Origin of the sequence: Cytobacillus sp. FSL K6-0129 (assembly GCF_038007625.1) — a bacterium.
GTDB lineage: Bacteria > Bacillota > Bacilli > Bacillales > Cytobacillaceae > Cytobacillus > Cytobacillus kochii.
The window spans coordinates 3,695,065-3,714,442 of the sequence record NZ_JBBOXM010000001.1; the positions used below are offsets into that span (position 1 = coordinate 3,695,065).

The following is a 19,378-nucleotide window of genomic DNA, read 5'->3' on the forward strand; positions in this document are numbered from 1 at the left end:
AAAACCCTTTATAATTTTCAGATTTTTTATTTACTTTTACAGAAAGGGGGTGTAATATTTTATTTAATATCATTCAACTTAGTTGAATGATATTAAATAAAAGTACTAAGGAGTGAATGGAATGAATAGTCGTCTATCTGGTTTTCATCGATTTTCGGTTGAGGAGAGACTTCAAATAATATCAGAAGCGTGTCATTTGACAGAGGAAGATAAGGAAATACTTATTGGCAAACAACCCCTTTCTATTAGTACGGCAGATGCCATGATTGAAAATGTGTTAGGTTCAATTTCAATTCCTGTTGGGGTAGCAACGAATTTTAAAATTAATGGTAAGGACACTTTTATACCGATGGCAACTGAAGAGCCTTCCGTAGTCGCTGCCGCAAGTAATGCAGCGAAGGCATCCTATGATAAAGGTGGTTTTTTTGCATCATTAAGTGGATCGGTAATGATTGGTCAGATACAAGTTATAGGTGTTGAAGATCCATATGCTGCAAGATTAAGGGTGTATGATAAGAAATCAGAAATTTTGAAAATATGCAACGAAAAGGATCCAACTCTAGTAGCTATTGGTGGAGGCGCAATAGACATAGAGGTAAAGATTATCCAAACGGTGAATGAGGTTTTACTTGTGGTTCATTTATTAGTAGATACAAAGGATGCAATGGGGGCGAATGCTGTCAATACAATGGCGGAATCAATTGCTCCATTGATAGAGAATATTACTTCAGGAAAAGCGCTTCTTAGAATTATTTCTAACTTGGCTGACAGACGATTAGCTAGAGCTCATGCGGTATTTTCAAAGGATCTACTTGGTGGAGAAGAAGTTGTGCGAAAGATTGTAAACGCTTACGAGTTTGCAGATGCTGATCCTTATCGAGCGGCTACACATAATAAAGGAATTATGAATGGTATATCTGCCGTTGTACTCGCGACTGGGAATGATACAAGGGCAGTTGAGGCCGGCGCCCATGCTTTCGCTGCAGTAACAGGGCAATATCGTTCTCTTACGAAATGGGAAGAAAATCGAGCAGGTGACTTAGTTGGATCTATTGAACTTCCGATGCCTGTTGGCATTATTGGTGGAGCTACAAAGACTCATCCGGTTGCCAAAGTAAATTTAAAAATATTAGATATTCAATCAGCAGAAGAGTTAGCTTGTTGTATTGCATCCGTTGGTTTAGCGCAGAATCTAGCTGCGATGAGAGCTTTAGCAACTGATGGCATTCAAAAAGGTCATATGGCCCTTCATGCAAAAAACTTAGCTGTTATGGCTGGTGCAACAGGGGATGAGATTGGTCGAGTCGTTGCTGAAGCAGTAAAGGAAAAAGATGTAAGGTTTGATCGAATCCTACAATTAACAAAAGAGATACAAGGGAGGATTTAATATGGCTCCTAATTTACATGTGGATAAGGGGAAGCAAAACATAGAACTAGATAAAATAAATGAAGCACCTAAATATCTTGAAATATTAGGTGATACAGTTTTACCTCGTAATATTATTCTAGCAATTATTATAAGTATCATTCTTAGTTTAAGTGGATACCTTTTAGGGGAAAGATTATTTCCTCTGTTTGCCAGCGAAAAGATGGTATCGTCGTATTCTTTATTGCTTGGTATTGGCGGTAGTGTATTATCACTTGCTTTATGTGCCTTTATATTTAAACCTAGTAGAGTGCTGACAGAAGAAGAAACTTCTCTTGAAAGTATGGAAGAGATTTTTAAAGATATGCAGTTAGATCCAAAGGAAGAATATTTATTAATTGAAGAAGATCCTGTTACGAGAAAAGAAATGGAAGCACTTGGCGTTCTCGATAAGTTTAGGACAATTGGGGAGGACGATAAGAAATGAGTATTCTCCTCATATCTATTTGCTTAGCTTTAATTGGTGCTATTCTATTTTCTTTAATTGGGTTAATCTCTGGAACAGATGAAACGGCTATAATGGTGCCATTTACCTTATTAGTTATCTTGTTAGGAGCTCCCCCGGCAGCTGTGTTTGCCTTTTTTATGGCAGCTGTACTTGCCAAACACTTAACTCATGCCGTTCCTACCGCGTTAATGGGTATTCCGGGAGATACAACTGCTGTCCCATTAATTGATCATGCCTCTGCTTTAAGAAGGCTAGGGATGCCTCATATTGCATTAAGGAAAATGGTATCGGGTGGTGTGATTGGTGCTTTTATCGCCTTACCGACAGCCGTCTTATTAGGACAATTCCTTGGACAATTTGCTGACTTTTTCAAATCAGCTTCAGGATTGATTTTTACGTTAGCGGCCATTTTAATTGCTTTTTTCTCAAAAGGAAAATGGGTAAGTGTTTTGATGATTATCCCGTTAGCTTTTTTTATTAAAAGTTTAGATGTATTAAGTTTTAGCATATTAGATAAGCATTTAACCATTAGTTTCTTTTTAGGAATTGCCATTGGTCCAATGTTTACTGATATTTTGTTTGCACTGTCAGGAAATGCACGACAGACCATTCAAAGAGATCGTCCTAAAGAGTATCATTTGGCACCAGATAATAAATCATGGGCAGGATTTTTTCCTAATCCATTTAAAATACTGACAAAAAGGCAAACGATGCAAACGACTGGTACAAGCTTTATTTCTTCTTTGACATTTGTATTTAGCCCTGTAGGAATGACTTCCTTAATGGGGGAAATTGTGGGTTCGAGATCGAAAGGGATTTATAAAAAATCAACGTCCAGTTTAACCACAATGAATGGAGTCACAGAGTCAACCTATATTGCCGAAGCAATCATTCCTTTAATAGCATTTGGTATTCCGTTGAGTCCTGTTGCATTAGGACCAGCATCGCCGTTATTTAATGCACCACCAGTGTTTACAAGTGATCCGGTTAATAATCTCCATAATTACCTAGATCCTTTAGATTTTCTTTTATATGGAGCGATTGGTCTTATCATTGCCACTCTAATTGCTTATCCGTTTTCAATGAATTACGCGAGAAAGGCAACCGTTTTGGTCATGCGCTTTATTAGTCAAGAGGCAATCGTTGCTATGTTTATTGGTTTAGCCTGTTTATTGGCTTTTCACGAAGCAGGATTAGTCGGTATCGTACTCACCTTTACAATGGCTGCAATTGGGGGGCTTTTGAATAAAATCCTCGGAATTGGTTCAGGCGTTCAGTTTATGGTATTTTATGCATCAGCCTGGTTAATTAGTGTTTTATTTGGTTTTTAAGAAAGGATTTTTTTATGAAAATGAAGAAATGGATAGAAAGTCGGGAGAGGGGACCGTATGCATACGGTCTCTTTTTAATGGTGATAAGAAAATGTCTCCGTCAGCAAAAAGTGAGGAGCCAGATTGCGGATATGGCTGAAGGGATGCTGTCAATTAGGCTAAAACGAGTAAATGCCTGCCGATTACATACAAATAAGAGATCCTTTTCAAGCGAATGGGGATGAAACGGATGCTTCCAATTATTTTTCTAATGTAATTCATTCGTTTTTAATATCTAGATAAGTTAAATGTTTTTAAAACCGATGAGAAAACTTTACACTTAGTTGTACATGAAGATAGTACTGAATTGTTAGAAGATAATTTTGTTGTGACCGTACAAGTGGTTTAGAGGAAGCGTTACAACTTTGGTATAGGTTTGCAAAAGTGGTAGAAAGGAAGAAAATGAATGGAAACGAGAATTTTTCATATTCGTAAAGCGACAGTGATGGATGCGGAACAATTATCTCAGTTAAGGTTGATTGTGGACGGTGAGACGGATAACTTTGACAGGGAACGAGGAGAAGATTTTTTAAGTACGGTAGATTTTGAAGAGATGATACGATCTGAGTCAGTTGAAAAGAATAGTATATTTTTAGTAGCAGAAGTCAAAGGTCACCTTGTGGGTTTCCTAAGAGGTAAAGGGGGCAAATTAAAGAGGACTTCACATCGATTGGAGTTTGGTGTTGCTGTGAAAAAACAATATTGGGGACAATCTATAGGAAAAAGTCTTATTCAAGAAATGTTGCAATGGGCAGATCAAAAAGGGATTAGAAAAGTAACGCTGCAAGTATTAGAAACAAATAAAAAGGCGATTGCACTGTATGAACGACTTGGTTTTATCGTAGAAGGAGAATTAAAGGATGATAAAAAAATAGGCGATATCTATTATTCTACGATCTTAATGGGGCGGAGGAATGAGAGTAATGGATAAAAGGACGTTACTTACGGAAAATTTTTTAAAAAAGGTTATTCAAGGAAAGCGAGTGGGTGATTTCTACCCTTTTATACAAGGTGGTGATACCGAGATGGAACAATACATCTCCCATTTGGTAGGAGAGATAGGTGGATTAAAAGGGTTGTTGTATGAAGCAGATTTTGACCATTATGGCAGTGGATTTGCCTCGTATGTTAGTGTGTTTCTCTGGAAAAAGGAAGAGGAAGAAGTATTAGCAAATGGTGAAGTATCTATGAAGGGTTTATGGTTATATATTTCAAGGTTAGCGCCCGTAGTTATTATGGGTAAAGGTGAAATGACGAGACATGGTAGTAGTGGAAGTAGCGACTTTTTAGCAAGTCATACTGTGTGTGAATGGCCATCTGAGACATGGAGTAAACAAATTTGGGCAATAAAAAAAATCGTAGAAGCATATCATTATGTTATTTTGACAAAAGCAGATGTAGATCAGTATTTAGATTTTCAGATAGATATCCCAACAATACTCAGTGAACCGCCATACAAAGTCTTTGACGCGCATTTTTATTGGGAAGATTGATTAACTGTTGTGAAATAAAAGTTTACCAAAGATTATGCAATGAAAATCGTAAGACAATCGAGTATGATGAGAGAAGTTTGAGTTTGATCACGGAGGCTATGGGATGATTATTCGGAAAGCTAACTTCTCTTTATTATTGTTTCTCTTTATGATAGGAAATTTCTTATTATTTGCGATCGCCATTCACTCCTCATCTCTTGAGGTCTTTTTTTTCCATTGGGCAGTTCTACTAGCTAGTGTTATGGTTATACTTTTCCTTTCACCAAAATGGTCTTATATAGTTATAAGTGCACTCACTGTGTTATATGGTTTTCTATTATGTTATTTCAGTTATTTACAAACGGTTTTTAATCAGGTGCAATTGATTTCTTTATTTATATCTTATGTATTATCTGTTGTCCCTCTCCTTTTTATCAGGCATAGCTTTTTAAGTATGGACATCCGCATGAAAGAATTATTAGCGGAAACGGTTGCTTTAAGAAAATATATGGACTCAGACGGGCTAATGCTTACAAAACAGGAGTTTTATGAACGTAGCAAAATAACATTGCGGGGAATGAATAGAAGGAATGAAACAGGTTTTCTATTAAAGGTATCTGGTTTAAATAGTGGAGTGACGCAAAAGGCTTGGCAAGGCTTAATACAAAATGTAATAGAAGAAACCATTCGGAGTGATTTCGATTTCTTTATGAGTGAAGGTGCGTCTTTCATTATTTTCTTGCAAAATACGAATGAAGAAGGCGTCATTAAATTTCAAAACAGACTATTAAGTAATTTACGTCTGCAAATGAACATGATTCAGCCACCTATCCACTTTCGCGATTATGCTATAGTCGATTTTGACGAGGTCTATCAGATGTTGCTGGAGGAGAAGTCGAATGTTTAAGGTCGTGTTACTCTTGATTATGGCTTTCTTTTGGTTTTTGCTTTTTTATTATACGATTTTATTAGTTTCTGGTGTTTTGCATTATAAAAGGGAAAGAGAAAGAAAGCGTAGACCTCTTTTGAAATATCCTTCTGTTGCTATTTTAATCCCTGCTCATAATGAAGGGTTAATTCTTGAGGATACGCTGAATGCTATGATGAAATTAAGGTATCCTGGTCATCTTGATGTATTCTTATTAGACGACCAGTCGATAGATCAAACAGCGGCAGTGGCTAGAAGTTTTGCAGAAAACTTTTCGCGTATTCACTATATTAAGGTCCCGCCTGGCGAACCTAAGGGAAAGTCGAGAGTGCTTAATTATGGATTGAGTATTAGCCAATCTGATTATTTTCTTGTGTACGATGCGGATAATCAGCCAGACTCGGATGCTGTGACAAAGCTAGTAGAAATAGCAGAACAAACAGAGAATGCAGCCGGAGCTGTCGGAGTAGTTCGTACCCTTAATCAAAATAAAAATTTGCTCACGCGGATGATTTCAATAGAGTTTCAAGTATTTCAATTGACAATGCAAAGCGGTAGGTGGAAATTGTTTAACCTTGGCTCTTTACCGGGAACTAATATGCTTTTAAGACGTTCTGTCATTGAAGAGCTAGAGGGGTATGACCCGTTTGCACTTGCGGAAGATGCAGAGTTGACGATACGAATTACCCAGAAGGGATACGTATTACCGATTGTTCCATATGCACAAACGTGGGAACAGGAACCAGAGAATCTTCAAACCTTTTTAAAACAAAGAACAAGATGGCTCATTGGTAATCTTTATTTACTAGAGAAGAGCTTCAAGGATATTCATTTTTGGAAAGGTAAAACTTTCTTCCATAGTTTGCAACATCTTTTAACCTATTTTGTATTTATATTTTTCTTAATTACTTCAAATGTTATTTTTGTCGGTAGCTTATTCGGTATTAATTTTCCCGAAATGGCAGCCCCTTTATTGATGATTTGGTTAATGAGCTATGTGGTATACTCCATCCAAATTATAAGCAGTTTAGCAGTAAATCAACAGCTCTCGCTAACAAGCCTTTTTGTTGGGGCAATTATGTATTTTACGTATGCCCAACTATTCGTCATCTTACTTATTCGCGCGTTTGCGATTTATCTTTATCATCGTGTGAGAGGCTTAACGATTGGATGGGATAAAACAACACGCTTTAAAGCAGACGAGAAAGATGAAGCAGCATGAGTGGCTTCATCTTTTTTATACGGATGTGGTTCACTTTTATTGTCGAGTTGTGGTAGAAAATGCTTTGGGGCTGATAAGAATTACTGGTTGCAAATGAAGACGCAGAGGTGAGTGCGTCCAAGGGGGAATTGTTGGTCACATGTAATGAATCAGAATTATTGAAGAAAATCTTGGTTCTCTGATGGTTCTTCAACCCTATGAACCACTCATCCCTACTTTGCCATTGATCTTACTCTATAGCTAACTAAACTACAAACTACGTAATCCTTCCCCTCTATCTGGAAGTTCTTTGACCCCTTTATCAAAAATCAATTTCTATTATTTGTCCATTAGGCGATCTATTGAACTCGTGGTAAAATAAAGGGTGGTGAAAACGATCAGATCTTCATGTTGCTTTAACGCGTGAAAGTTTGATATGATCAATATAATTGTGTATTTTTATTTGAATTTGGAGGTGTCTATATGTCTAGAATTACAATTGATGAGGTTAAGCATGTGGCGAACCTAGCGAGATTAGCGATTACGGAAGAAGAAGCAGAGCAATTCCAACATCAGCTAGATGCAATTATCTCGTTTGCCGAAGAGTTAAACGAGTTAGATACCGATCATGTGGAACCGACTTCCCATGTGTTGGATATGAACAATGTATTACGTGAAGATGAGGCAACAAAAGGACTGCCGCAAGAGGAAGTTCTGAAGAATGCACCTGATTCACAAGGCGGCTATATTAAAGTGCCGTCAATCATGGATTAGTTGGAGGGGAAACATTTTGAGTTTATTTGATCATAAAGTGTCTGAGCTTCATGAGCTTTTACATAAAAAAGAGATTTCAGCGACTGATTTAGTCGACGCATCTTATAAAAGAATTGCTGAAGTAGATGACAAAGTAAAAGCCTTTTTAACATTAGATGAAGAGCATGCACGTCAAGTAGCAAAAGAAATCGATGGTAAATTGGGAACGGACGAACAAAAAGGTCAGTTATTCGGGATGCCAATCGGTGTCAAAGATAACTTAGTCACAAAAGGTTTAAGAACAACTTGTGCGAGTCAAATATTAGATAATTTTGATCCAATCTATGATGCAACGGTTGTTTCGAAATTAAAAGAAGCAGAAGCCATTACGATCGGTAAATTAAACATGGATGAGTTCGCTATGGGATCTTCAAATGAAAACTCAAGTTACAGAGCGACACGCAATCCATGGAATATCGAAACGGTTCCTGGTGGTTCGTCTGGTGGATCAGCTGCAGCAGTTGCGGCAGGAGAAGTATTATTTTCACTAGGATCAGATACGGGTGGTTCGATTCGTCAGCCAGCATCTTTCTGTGGGGTTGTTGGGCTTAAACCTACATATGGTCGTGTATCTCGTTTTGGTTTAGTGGCGTTTGCTTCATCTCTTGACCAAGTGGGACCAATTACACGTACAGTTGAAGATAATGCGTATCTTTTACAGGCGATATCTGGCGTTGATCCAATGGATTCTACTTCAGCTAATGTGAGTGTACCGAATTTTGCTGAAGGCTTAACCGGTGATGTGAAAGGATTGAAAATCGCTGTTCCGAAAGAATACTTAGGCGAAGGTGTGCAAGAAGATGTCAAACAATCGGTGCTTGCTTCCCTTAAAGTATTAGAAAAATTAGGAGCAACATGGGAAGAGGTTTCCCTTCCGCATTCTAAATATGCACTTGCAGCCTATTATTTACTTTCTTCTTCTGAAGCTTCAGCTAACTTAGCACGATTTGACGGTGTACGTTACGGTTACCGTACTGAAAATCCAGAGAACTTAATTGACCTTTATAAAAAGTCTCGTTCTGAAGGATTTGGTGATGAGGTAAAACGCCGTATTATGCTTGGTACATTTGCCCTGAGCTCAGGTTATTATGATGCGTATTATAAAAAGGCGCAAAAGGTTCGTACACTAATTAAACAAGATTTTGAAAACATCTTTGAAAAGTATGATGTAATTATCGGACCAACAACGCCAACACCGGCATTCAAAATCGGTGAGAAAACGAAAGACCCATTAACAATGTATGCGAACGATATTTTAACCATTCCTGTGAACCTTGCTGGTGTACCAGGTATTTCTGTACCTTGTGGATTCTCAGAAGGGTTACCATTAGGGTTGCAAATTATCGGTAAGCACTTTGATGAAAGCACGGTTTATCGTGTTGCCCATGCATTTGAGCAAGCAACTGATTTCCATAAACAAAAACCGGAGCTGTAAGGGGGGACAAGGAATAATGGAATTTGAAACAGTCATCGGACTTGAAGTCCACGTTGAATTAAAAACAGATTCAAAAATTTTCTCTGCGAGTCCGAACCATTTCGGTGCAGAGCCAAATACAAACACAACTGTTGTTGACCTTGGTTACCCAGGTGTACTGCCAGTAGTCAACAAAAAAGCAGTTGAATACGGGATGAAGGCATCTATGGCCCTAAACTGTGAGATTGCACCAGTGACGAAATTCGATCGTAAAAACTATTTCTATCCGGACAATCCAAAGGCCTATCAGATTTCTCAATTCGACAAACCGGTTGGAGAACATGGCTGGATTGAGATTGAAGTAGATGGCTATAAGAAAAAAATCGGGATTACGCGTATTCATCTAGAAGAAGATGCGGGTAAACTAACACATGGCAAAGGGTATTCTTTAGTCGATTATAACCGTCAAGGAACACCTTTAATTGAGATTGTCTCTGAGCCGGATATACGCACACCAAATGAAGCCTATGCGTATTTAGAGAAGCTAAAATCAATCGTACAATATACTGGTGTTTCTGATTGTAAGATGGAAGAAGGTTCCTTACGTTGTGATGCCAATATTTCATTACGACCTGTCGGCCAGGAGGAATTTGGTACAAAAACAGAACTGAAAAACTTAAACTCTTTTAACTTTGTTCGTAAAGGATTAGAGTACGAAGAGAAGCGCCAAGCAGAAGTCCTTCGTGAGGGTGGTGTCATTGAACAAGAGACACGCCGTTTTGATGAAGCTACTGGGAAAACATTGTTGATGCGTGTGAAGGAAGGTTCTGACGATTATCGTTACTTCCCAGAGCCGGATTTATTAGATATTGTGATTGATGAAGATTGGAAAGCCCGTATTCGTGCGGAAATTCCTGAACTACCAGATGCACGTAAAACACGTTATATCGATACGTTCGGCTTACCTGCCTATGATGCAGGTGTCCTTACCGTAACAAAGGAAACAGCGGATTTCTTTGAGGCGACTGTTGCAGCGGGAGCAGAGCCGAAACAAGCTTCAAACTGGATCATGGGTGAGGTATCAGCCTATCTTAATGCAGAAGGGCTCGAACTACATGAAACAAAGCTAACAGCAGAAGGGTTAGCAGGAATGATTGCGTTAATTGAAGATGGAACGATTTCTTCAAAAATTGCTAAAACTGTTTTCAAAGAATTAATTGAGAATGGTGGAGAAGCAAAGAAAATCGTTGAAGATAAAGGATTAGTGCAAATTTCAGATGAATCAGCGCTACTCGCTATCGTTACTGAAATCCTTGATAATAACCCACAATCCATTGATGATTTCAAAAATGGGAAGAAAAAAGCAGTCGGCTTCCTTGTTGGTCAAATGATGAAAGCAACAAAAGGACAAGCGAATCCACAAATCGTAAATAAATTATTAATGCAGGAAATACAAAAACGTTAATCAAAAAAATCCGGACAATTGTTCGGATTTTTTCGTTTAGTAATGGCAATGCAATAAAGTTGATTAATTTAATAAAGTCATTACATTTTGTATAAATGGTGCCAGAAACTGAAATGAAAAGAGTAATTTTAACGGATAGAAATTTTGTACAGCTCAATAGCAGGAGTCTGGGAGTCAAAAGATGGAATCGCTTGAGATATAAGCAAATAGAGAATCTATACTAAAGAAAGGGTAGCTGCCAAATAAGTAGTGTAATCAAGGGAATCGCGACTGAGTCGCTGTTAAATAAGTAGGGCAACCAAGAGAATCGCGACTGATAAAAGGATTCCTTGTTATATAAGTAGCGTAACCTGGAGAATCGCGACAGATAAAAGGATTCTTTGCTACATAAGTAGCGAAACTAAGAGAGTCGCGACTAATAAAAGGCTCCCACGCCATATAAGTAGCGTAACCAAGAGAATCGCGACAGATAAAAGGATTCCGTGCTATATAAGTAGCGTAATCTGGAGAATCGCGACTAAAAAAAGAATTCCTTGCCATATAAGTAGCGTAACCCGGAGAATCGTGACTAAAAAAAGAATTCCTTGCTAGATAAGTAGGGCAACCAAGAGAATCGCGACCGATAAAAGGCTCCCACGCCATATAAGTAGCGTAACCCGAAGAATCGCGACTAAAAAAAGGATTCCGTGCTAGATAAGTAGGGCAACCAAGAGAATCGCGACTGATAAAAGGCTCCCACGCCATATAAGTAGCACAACCCGAAGAATCGCGACTAAAAAAGGCTCCCACGCCATATAAGTAACACAACCAAGAGAACCGCTACAAATAAAGGCCCTCCTGTCATACAAGCACTGCAAAAAAAGAAAACACATGCTAACATAAACTGATCTTCAACGATAATCTATCCAAAACGAACAACTCAGTTGTATTTACTACCATTATCAACACCAGCAATTACTATTAATCCCCGTCTCTATACAAATATGAAAATTCCCCTGGCACTTAAGTATATCATCAGTTGAGAGGATGACGCGCTTTAGCGAAATGTATGCTGCTTCTTCAGGTCCCTACTTACAATCATTGCTAATAAAACGGCACTAATGCCCCCCACTAACTTGCCAATAATCATGGCAAATACGACTTCTTTCTGAATACCGGCGACAAAGGCTAAGTGGCTTCCTAGAACAAAGGCTCCGCTTACAGTAAAAGCAACATTAATGACCTTGCCTCTCGGTTCCATATCTTTTAGCATGATCAACATGGGAATATTATGAGCGAGTGAAGCAATCAACCCAGCTGTTGATTTATCACTTAGTTTTAACCAAGATCCCATCTTACTGAGTGGTTTCCTGAAATATTTCGAAATAAAAGCTACCAAAGGAAAAGCGCCCGCTAAGAAAATAGCAATCGAACCGACTGTTTGAACCCCTTCCTCAATTGGCGTTAAATGGGGGATCAGTGTTAGGTCTGTTAATGTTTCAAATATAATCGCTGTAAGACCAATAATTGCAATGATTTCAATGAATTTACCGAAGATGGCAAATCCTCGAATCATGTTCTCAGGCTTTTTCCATAATCCCCAAGCAATTAGCAAAGAGAATACAATGGTAGGAATCAAGTTTTTGATAATCATAAAAAACGGCAATCCAGCAACTAGGCCTCCAGCTAAACAACCAAAAGGTACAGTAATAAGTCCCACTAGAATACCCCTCGCAAAATAAGGTTGGTCTTCTTTTTCTATGAGTCCTAAGGCAACAGGGATTGTAAATACGATAGTCGGTCCCATCATAGTGCCAAGGAAGACCCAAGCGAAAAGTTCTGAATCCGCACAAATGGACATCTCAGTGGCTAGGGAATAGCCCCCCATATCAATGGCGAGAATAGTATTGGCGAACGCTGCTGGGTCAGCGCCTACGAATTCATAAACGGGAGAAATCACAGGTGTTAAAATGGCTGCTATGACGGGTGCTAAAGAAATAATCCCAATCATAGATAACGCGAGGGAGCCCATCGTCATCATTCCTGCAGTGAATCGCTCACCTAGTCCTAATTTATTCCCGCATATTTTATCAAGTGCACCGACACAAAGGAAAGCGGCAACAATAAAAATAATCAAATCATTTATGCTCATCTTGTTTCTCCATTCGAAATGATGTTTATTAGAAAATTGCAGGGGTTGTAATTGAAATAATGATTGTTTCTTGATTGAGTGGGTTTTCCCACATATGAGGTACGGTTGATGGGAAATGTATGGTTTCTCCTTCGTTTAGATGATATTCCTCATCCTCCACTCTTACAATAAGTGCCCCCTGTAATATATAGAAAAACTCTTCACCTGGGTGCCTTACCAGTTCAACATCTTTTTGTCGAGGCTTTAACTTTACGATGAATGGTTCCAATTTCCGTTCAGGAAAATGACCACTTAGTTTAATAAATGTAGAGTCCGAGCTTTCCATTTTAAATGGTCGTTGGTGCTCTTTTTTCATCACATAATGAAAATCATCATCTTCTTCAAAGAAATGAATCATTTTAACCCCAAAAGCATCAGCAATCCTTTTTAAAGAAGTGATAGCTAATGAAGAGGTACCTCTTTCAATTTGTGATAAAAAACTAACAGATAGCTCCGTTTTCTCACTTAGTTCTTTCAATGTCATGCCTTGCTCGTACCGAAGTTGTTTAATTTTCTTATATATATCATCCATTGAGGTGACATCCTTTCTTTTTTTGCTTTTTTATCTTATCATGTTTTATACAGTAATAGTATAATAATTTTACCTATACTATAAAAGGGGGAATTAAAAATGAGTATTTACCAAAAAAGGTTAAAACAATTACAGTTATATTTAAATGAGCAGAAACTTGATTTTGCTATCGTCACTCAACCTAAAAACATTTTCTATTATACTGGGTTTAATAGTGAACCGTATGAAAGATTCATGGCGGTTGTTATTGATCTACAAAAGAGTGAGGAGTACTTATTTGTGCCAGCATTAGACTATGAAGCAGCTAGCGAGCATTCGTATGTGAAAAACATTATTCCGATTAGTGATGATGAAAATCCATATGAAAAATTAAAATCAGTCATCCAAGTGAATAATCAAATAGTAGGATTGGAAATAAAAGAGATCACACTTTATCAACAAGAACAACTTAAAAACGTTTTTCCGCATTTTAATTATCAAGATATAGGTAGGTTCATAGCAAACCAAAGAATGCTGAAAACGCCAGCTGAACGGACAAAGGTTTTACATGCAGTAACAATTATTGAAAAAGTACTGGCTGATGGATTGAAGAAAATTGAAAAAGGGATGACAGAGCTCGATTTGGTATCAGAGTTTGATTATTTAATGAGAAAGTTCGGTGCCGATGGTCCTTCATTTTCTACAACGGTCCTCTCAGGTGCAAAATCATCTTTACCACATGGGCATCCTGATCAGAACAAGCTCCAAAAAGGTGACTTTCTTTTAATTGATATGGGGGTTGTTGCGGATGGGTATTGTTCCGATATCACACGTACTTTTGTTCTAGGAGAACCAACGACTAAGCAAAAGAATATCTATGAAATTGTAAGGCAGGCTACACTTTCGGGTGTTTCAACAGCTCGTGCAGGTATCCCAATCGGCTCGATTGATAAAGCAGCTCGCCGTGTGATCCAAGAGGCAGGCTATGGACAATATTTTAATAATCGCGTGGGCCATGGATTAGGTATTGATGTTCATGAAGAGCCTTCTATTCATGAAAAGAACGATCGTTTAGTTGAAAAAGGTTTACTTTTCACGGTAGAACCTGGGATTTATATACCTGGATTTGGTGGGGTGAGAATTGAAGAAGACGTCTATATAAACGAAGAAGGAACGGCCGAAATTCTTACATCTTTCCCAACAGCATTGCAAGTAATTGACCGTTTTTAACTTAGTTTAACGATCGTTTTTATCGAAATAATTTGGATTACAACCACTTTACTTATGGTAAAAGGTAGTTTATAGAAATAACTTGCAGATCTTCTATATTAAAATGCCATACATATCTCGTTTTGATATTTTATCCTTTCTTAATCCACGTATAAGAGTACCTCGCTAGTTTATGTTATTATGGTTAAAACGAAGCGGAGGGAAGGTGTGAACCTTTTGCATTGGATGATTCTATTCATCATTGTTTCCGGTTTTATCACAGTTGCTTCTATGAAAAAAAGGATGGAGAATAAACTCGCGAGGCTAGTGGCTCAAGGTGAAAATGGGGCGTACAAAAGAAATAGAGATATGCAAGCAATTATATACTGGATTTTAGGTACAGTAGCCTGGGGTGTCGTAAGTATCTTTCTTATTATATGGTCATTTAATGATTTCTTCGGATAACAGATTGGTTTATAAAATAAAACACTTTGATTGTTGAGGAGTTTTATATTTTATAGAATCAATCTTTTTTTGTTAATTTTTCCTACACGACTACTTCCTTTAAGAGATTGTTAAACAATTGCAACAAATTTCGACAAAAGTCTTCCCGTTCCTGTGGTATATTGGCTAATGGTGATAGTATTTAGAAAATTAAATAAAAGAACACTTATAGTTTAGCATCTTGGAGGGGATAAAAATTGCATTACGATACAATTATTATCGGCGCAGGTTCGATGGGGATGGCTGCAGGTTATTATTTAGCGAAAGAGGGCAAAAAGGTTTTGCTTATCGATGCAAATAGGCCACCTCATCAGAAAGGAAGTCATCATGGTGAGACGAGAATCATTAGATATGCTTATGGTGAAGGACATGCTTATGTGCCACTCTTGTTAAAGGCTAAACAACTATGGGAAGAAATAGAGAAAGAATCCGAAATGGAGTTGTTTTTACAAACAGGTGTTTTAAATATTGGTAGCGAGACTTCTCTTTTTATGAAGGAGGTCAAAACAAGTGCGGAAAAATATCAGTTACCACTTGATGTTTACACACATGAAACGGTCAATACTAAATGGAGTGCATTACATTTAGATGATGGAATGGTTGCTTATCATGAGCCGACATCTGGGGTTTTGAAGTGTGAAGATTGTATTGAGGCTTACCGGAGACTTTCTTTGTCCTATGGTGCTAAAATCGTGACTGATAGCGTAATTACTGACTTATCTATTATAGAAGGGATTGTTAATATTGCTACACAGGATGGTCATTATTCAGGAGACTCGTTAATTGTATCAGCAGGAGCTGGCACAAATTCCATCCTTAGTTATCTGGACTTGCAGCTTCCGTTAAATCCGATTCGGAAAACTTTCGCTTGGTATGAAGCACAAGAGGATGTTTATGAGGCGAAACAGTTTCCAGCCTTTACATTTGAATCGCCATTAGGTCATTATTATGGCTTTCCTAGTATAGATGGTTCAGGATTGAAACTAGGAAGGCATGATGGAGATGTTCAGAGAATAGAGAGTAAACAAGAAGTGCAGCCTTTTAATGAGGATGATGAGAGAGAGCTTACAACATTTCTAGGGAGATATTTCACTGAAAAAACAAATTTACAATTTGGTAAAACCTGTATGTACACAATGACACCAGATGAGCATTTTATTATTGATCAACATCCTCAATATGAGAATGTTGCAATTGCAGCGGGATTTTCCGGTCATGGATTTAAATTTAGTAGTGTAGTTGGTCATGTTTTAAGCGAACTAATCCAAGGAAAAACTTCGTCAGTGGATATTTCCCCTTTCACAATTGAGAGATTTGCTGAATTGAAGCGATAATAATGAGGGAAATGTCGTTAATCAGATACTTTCCTGGGAAATAAGAGGAATTATGTCGGAGAGGGATAGAAGAAGGTTCAAGTTTCGACACCAGGTCATAGAGGAGGTGTAAGAGCATGCAAAAAATTGGTGTTCTTTCGTCATTACTACGTTATCCTGTCAAGTCATTTGGTGGTGAAAATGTTGAGTCCACTAGAGTCTTACCATACGGTGTGTATGGCGACCGAAGCCACGTCATTATAGATAAGAGTAGGCAAGGAAAATACCTTACGATCACTCAATATCAAGAAATGGCAGCATATCAAGCCACTTTTGTCAGTGAGGAAAATGAAGATACATACCCGGAGTTACAAATACATACAGCAAATGGAGAGAGGTACGGGTGGAATGATGAGAGGTGGAGGCAAGATCTTCGTCTGAAAAGTGGAAGGGATTTATCTTTTCATTCTTTTACGCCATCCTATGTACCCATTGGGGCTATTGAAGAAGCTCCCCTTTTGTTAGTAACCCATTCATCACTACAATATTTAAGTAAGCAACTTGGAAAAAGTGAAATCGATCCGAAGCGTTTCCGTCCCAACTTTATTATCCATACTGATTACGATAGGCCATTTTCGGAACATGATTGGATCTCCAACCAAATGAAAATAGGAGAGGAAGTGGTGATAGAGATAACTAAGCCTTGCGAACGTTGTATGATTATTACTATTGATCCGAAAAATGGAAAAAGGACACCTACCATACATAAAGAGATTATTAGAACCAATCATAATCATTTTGGTGTTTATGCAAAAGTGATTCAAACGGGGAACGTAAAGCTTGGTGATGAGATTTGGCTATAAATGACTGATGAGGGGTGATACAGTGCAATCGCAAAAACAAGCGATGATCCGCCATCATGAACAGTTTATTCAATTTATAGAATCAATCCCAACAAGCCATTGGCGGAAAGAAATAAATGAAGGAAAATGGTCGGTCGCTGAAGTGGTAGGTCATTTTATTCCGTGGGATGAATTTATTTTAAAAAAGCGTCTACCATTTGTTTTATTACACCTTCCTCTACCAAAAGCTCCTTCTGCAGAAGAAATGAATCCAACAGCCGCGGAAGCAGCAAGAAATCAATCGCAGGAGACAATCATTGCAGAATTGCTTGTAAAAAGAAAACTAATAATAGAAAGAATCTCTAAAATTCCAGATTCGTATTGGCAAAAACCATTAATCATTGGCAATAAGAAAATAAGCCTATATGATTATCTCATCGGGCTTGCTGCACATGACGAACATCATATGAAGCAAATTAGTGCCATACTTTAATCGTTCAATGGTATGATATGATTGGATAAAAACGTAAGAGGGATGTGCAAAGGAAATGGAATTAAGAGAATGGTTTGAAAAGGGTTTAACGAAAGAGCAATATCTAAATCATATGCAAGTAAACAAAGAAGGTATGCTTACCATTTATGAGGGTTTTTCACTTAGTGAAGAAGAAAAGGAAGCATTACAAGAGGTCAAGCAAAAAAATCTGCACGCCATTGTCCTTACTGAGGATTGGTGTGGCGATGCGATGATTAATAATCCTGTTCTATTAAAAATTGCTGAGGAAATCGGTATGGAAGTACGGTTTGTTCTAAGAGATAGTAATTTAGAATTAATGGATCAATACTTAACAAACGGAACAGCACGAGCAATTCCTATTTTTGTATTTATTGATGAAGCAGGTGCAGAACAAGCTGTATGGGGCCCACGTGCACCAAGATTGCAAGATTATGTGATGGAGAGAAGAACCTCCCTACCTGCTAAGGAAGATCCAAGCTTTGAACAGGCTCAAAAAGAGCTTTATAAAAGCATTGGAGAAACCTATCAATCTGATCCAAGTTTATGGCATAGTGTGGCTGAGAGCATTATTGCAAAATTAAAATAAGAGGTGAGGGGAAATGAGTTGGAACCAAAATAGAATAACAGATATGTTAAAGGCGAAATACCCAATATTCCAAGCACCAATGGCAGGAGGAGCGACGACTGTTGATTTAATTAGTAGAACCTCTATGTATGGTGGTGTCGGAAATATCGGAGCGGGTTATATGAGCCCAATGGATATGGAAACGATGATTCATGATATTCGTCAAAAAACCAATCACCCTTTTGGCATCAACTTATTTATACCTGGGAATGATATCGCTTTCACAAAAGAAGAAGAAGAAAGGGCGATTGAATCACTAGAAGTATTTCGTAACGAACTTCAAATTGATGCACCGCTTCAATTACCAAGAAAAGATCACCGCTTATTTTATGAACAGCAATTAGAAGTTGTGATGAAATCTTTTGTTCCGATATGTAGTTTCACATTTGGTATTCCAGAAGAAGCAGTGATAAAAGAATTACAAAAAGAAGGAACAAGAGTAATCGGTACAGCGACATCAGTAGAAGAAGCTGTTCTCTGGGAAGAGAGAGGTTGCGACCTTCTTGTTGTACAAGGGAAAGAAGCAGGCGGTCATCGTGGTACTTTTATCGGTGATGCACTTGATTCCCTTATTCCGTTAGTTGACCTTATTCCAGCAGTTACGGATGAAATCAGTATTCCAGTCATTGCGGCGGGTGGCATAATGGACGCTTCGGATGCAGAAGTTGCCTTTCGCTTAGGAGCTGAGGGTGTTCAATTAGGTACTGCTTTTTTAGCAACAGAAGAAAGTGGTATTCATCCCGCTTATAAGAAAATGCTTGTCTCTTCTAATAAGAAAACAAGCTTGACAGAAGCCTTTTCGGGTAAATGGGCAAGAGGGATTCACAACCGTTTTATGGAGCAAATGAAAAACCAAACTAGTTTACCTTATCCACTTCAAAATGACTTAACACAAGTGATAAGATTAGTGGCAGCGAAACAAAATCAGACTGACTTCATGTCACTTTGGGCAGGAGAAAGTTATCAAAAGGCTACTCTTCAATCTGTAAAAGTACTCATGGATAATCTTGTTGCAGGGTTGGATCAGCAATTGGATGATGAATAAAGATTAAATTACTCACGCGTGGGAGATGAGACCACGCGTTTTTTATCTTGACAAAACCTCTTACATTTAATAAAATCAAATAATTTTTAAAAATGAAATAGTTGGAGG

The 19,378-nt window shown here is 38.0% G+C and carries 19 protein-coding genes; 17 read left to right on the forward strand and 2 right to left on the reverse strand.

The window, feature by feature from the left end; translation table 11 throughout:
* Positions 1 to 121 precede the first annotated feature (121 nt).
* The 10 genes from MHI57_RS18710 (at position 122) to gatB (ending at position 10,537) form a co-directional block, all read left to right on the forward strand.
* Positions 122 to 1,387, forward strand: coding sequence for a hydroxymethylglutaryl-CoA reductase, degradative (locus tag MHI57_RS18710; protein ID WP_095370694.1), 1,266 nt, complete (start codon positions 122 to 124; stop codon positions 1,385 to 1,387).
* A 1-nt stretch (position 1,388) separates the two neighbouring features.
* A complete protein-coding gene (locus tag MHI57_RS18715) occupies positions 1,389 to 1,853 on the forward strand; it encodes a hypothetical protein (RefSeq protein ID WP_340977725.1) in 465 nt (154 codons plus the stop codon).
* A complete protein-coding gene (locus tag MHI57_RS18720; RefSeq protein ID WP_095370693.1) occupies positions 1,850 to 3,205 on the forward strand; it encodes a tripartite tricarboxylate transporter permease in 1,356 nt (451 codons plus the stop codon). Before MHI57_RS18715 ends, MHI57_RS18720 begins: the two co-directional genes overlap by 4 nt.
* A 445-nt stretch (positions 3,206 to 3,650) precedes the next feature.
* Positions 3,651 to 4,175, forward strand: a complete 525-nt coding sequence (locus MHI57_RS18725) for a GNAT family N-acetyltransferase (protein ID WP_340977728.1) — start codon at positions 3,651 to 3,653, stop codon at positions 4,173 to 4,175.
* Complete coding sequence (locus MHI57_RS18730) at positions 4,168 to 4,737, forward strand: hypothetical protein (protein WP_095370691.1); 570 nt, start codon at positions 4,168 to 4,170, stop codon at positions 4,735 to 4,737. Before MHI57_RS18725 ends, MHI57_RS18730 begins: the two co-directional genes overlap by 8 nt.
* A 103-nt stretch (positions 4,738 to 4,840) precedes the next feature.
* Positions 4,841 to 5,623: a hypothetical protein gene (locus tag MHI57_RS18735; RefSeq protein WP_340977731.1), complete on the forward strand. Its 783-nt coding sequence runs from the start codon at positions 4,841 to 4,843 to the stop codon at positions 5,621 to 5,623.
* A complete protein-coding gene (locus tag MHI57_RS18740; RefSeq protein ID WP_340977733.1) occupies positions 5,616 to 6,866 on the forward strand; it encodes a glycosyltransferase family 2 protein in 1,251 nt (416 codons plus the stop codon). Before MHI57_RS18735 ends, MHI57_RS18740 begins: the two co-directional genes overlap by 8 nt.
* A 462-nt stretch (positions 6,867 to 7,328) precedes the next feature.
* Positions 7,329 to 7,619, forward strand: a complete 291-nt coding sequence (gatC, locus tag MHI57_RS18745) for an Asp-tRNA(Asn)/Glu-tRNA(Gln) amidotransferase subunit GatC (protein WP_095370688.1) — start codon at positions 7,329 to 7,331, stop codon at positions 7,617 to 7,619.
* Between the two features lie 16 nt (positions 7,620 to 7,635).
* On the forward strand, positions 7,636 to 9,093 hold the full coding sequence (gatA, locus tag MHI57_RS18750) for an Asp-tRNA(Asn)/Glu-tRNA(Gln) amidotransferase subunit GatA (RefSeq protein WP_340977735.1): 1,458 nt from the start codon (positions 7,636 to 7,638) through the stop codon (positions 9,091 to 9,093).
* Between the two features lie 16 nt (positions 9,094 to 9,109).
* On the forward strand, positions 9,110 to 10,537 hold the full coding sequence (gene gatB / locus MHI57_RS18755; protein WP_224939000.1) for an Asp-tRNA(Asn)/Glu-tRNA(Gln) amidotransferase subunit GatB: 1,428 nt from the start codon (positions 9,110 to 9,112) through the stop codon (positions 10,535 to 10,537).
* 1,036 nt (positions 10,538 to 11,573) lie between these two features.
* Here the strand turns inward: gatB and eutH are convergent.
* Positions 11,574 to 12,668, reverse strand: a complete 1,095-nt coding sequence (gene eutH / locus MHI57_RS18760; RefSeq protein ID WP_340977739.1) for an ethanolamine utilization protein EutH — start codon at positions 12,666 to 12,668, stop codon at positions 11,574 to 11,576.
* A 28-nt stretch (positions 12,669 to 12,696) separates the two neighbouring features.
* The gene (locus MHI57_RS18765) at positions 12,697 to 13,239 is read right to left on the reverse strand and encodes a cupin domain-containing protein (protein WP_095370683.1); all 543 of its coding nucleotides are present in this window, start codon (positions 13,237 to 13,239) and stop codon (positions 12,697 to 12,699) included.
* Positions 13,240 to 13,338: 99 nt separating this feature from the next.
* On the opposite strand from MHI57_RS18765, the gene MHI57_RS18770 reads away from it, so the two are divergent.
* The 7 genes from MHI57_RS18770 (at position 13,339) to MHI57_RS18800 (ending at position 19,270) form a co-directional block, all read left to right on the forward strand.
* Entirely contained in the window at positions 13,339 to 14,448 is a 1,110-nt protein-coding gene (locus tag MHI57_RS18770; RefSeq protein ID WP_322910197.1) for a M24 family metallopeptidase, read from the forward strand.
* Between the two features lie 207 nt (positions 14,449 to 14,655).
* Complete coding sequence (locus MHI57_RS18775; RefSeq protein ID WP_340977740.1) at positions 14,656 to 14,892, forward strand: hypothetical protein; 237 nt, start codon at positions 14,656 to 14,658, stop codon at positions 14,890 to 14,892.
* Between the two features lie 236 nt (positions 14,893 to 15,128).
* Positions 15,129 to 16,265: an N-methyl-L-tryptophan oxidase gene (gene solA / locus MHI57_RS18780; RefSeq protein WP_340977741.1), complete on the forward strand. Its 1,137-nt coding sequence runs from the start codon at positions 15,129 to 15,131 to the stop codon at positions 16,263 to 16,265.
* A gap of 116 nt (positions 16,266 to 16,381) precedes the next feature.
* On the forward strand, positions 16,382 to 17,107 hold the full coding sequence (locus tag MHI57_RS18785; protein ID WP_340977742.1) for an MOSC domain-containing protein: 726 nt from the start codon (positions 16,382 to 16,384) through the stop codon (positions 17,105 to 17,107).
* 22 nt (positions 17,108 to 17,129) lie between these two features.
* Complete coding sequence (locus MHI57_RS18790) at positions 17,130 to 17,579, forward strand: DinB family protein (protein ID WP_328198883.1); 450 nt, start codon at positions 17,130 to 17,132, stop codon at positions 17,577 to 17,579.
* 55 nt (positions 17,580 to 17,634) lie between these two features.
* On the forward strand, positions 17,635 to 18,186 hold the full coding sequence (locus MHI57_RS18795; protein WP_095370677.1) for a thioredoxin family protein: 552 nt from the start codon (positions 17,635 to 17,637) through the stop codon (positions 18,184 to 18,186).
* Between the two features lie 13 nt (positions 18,187 to 18,199).
* Positions 18,200 to 19,270, forward strand: coding sequence for an NAD(P)H-dependent flavin oxidoreductase (locus MHI57_RS18800; RefSeq protein WP_340977744.1), 1,071 nt, complete (start codon positions 18,200 to 18,202; stop codon positions 19,268 to 19,270).
* Positions 19,271 to 19,378: the final 108 nt, after the last annotated feature.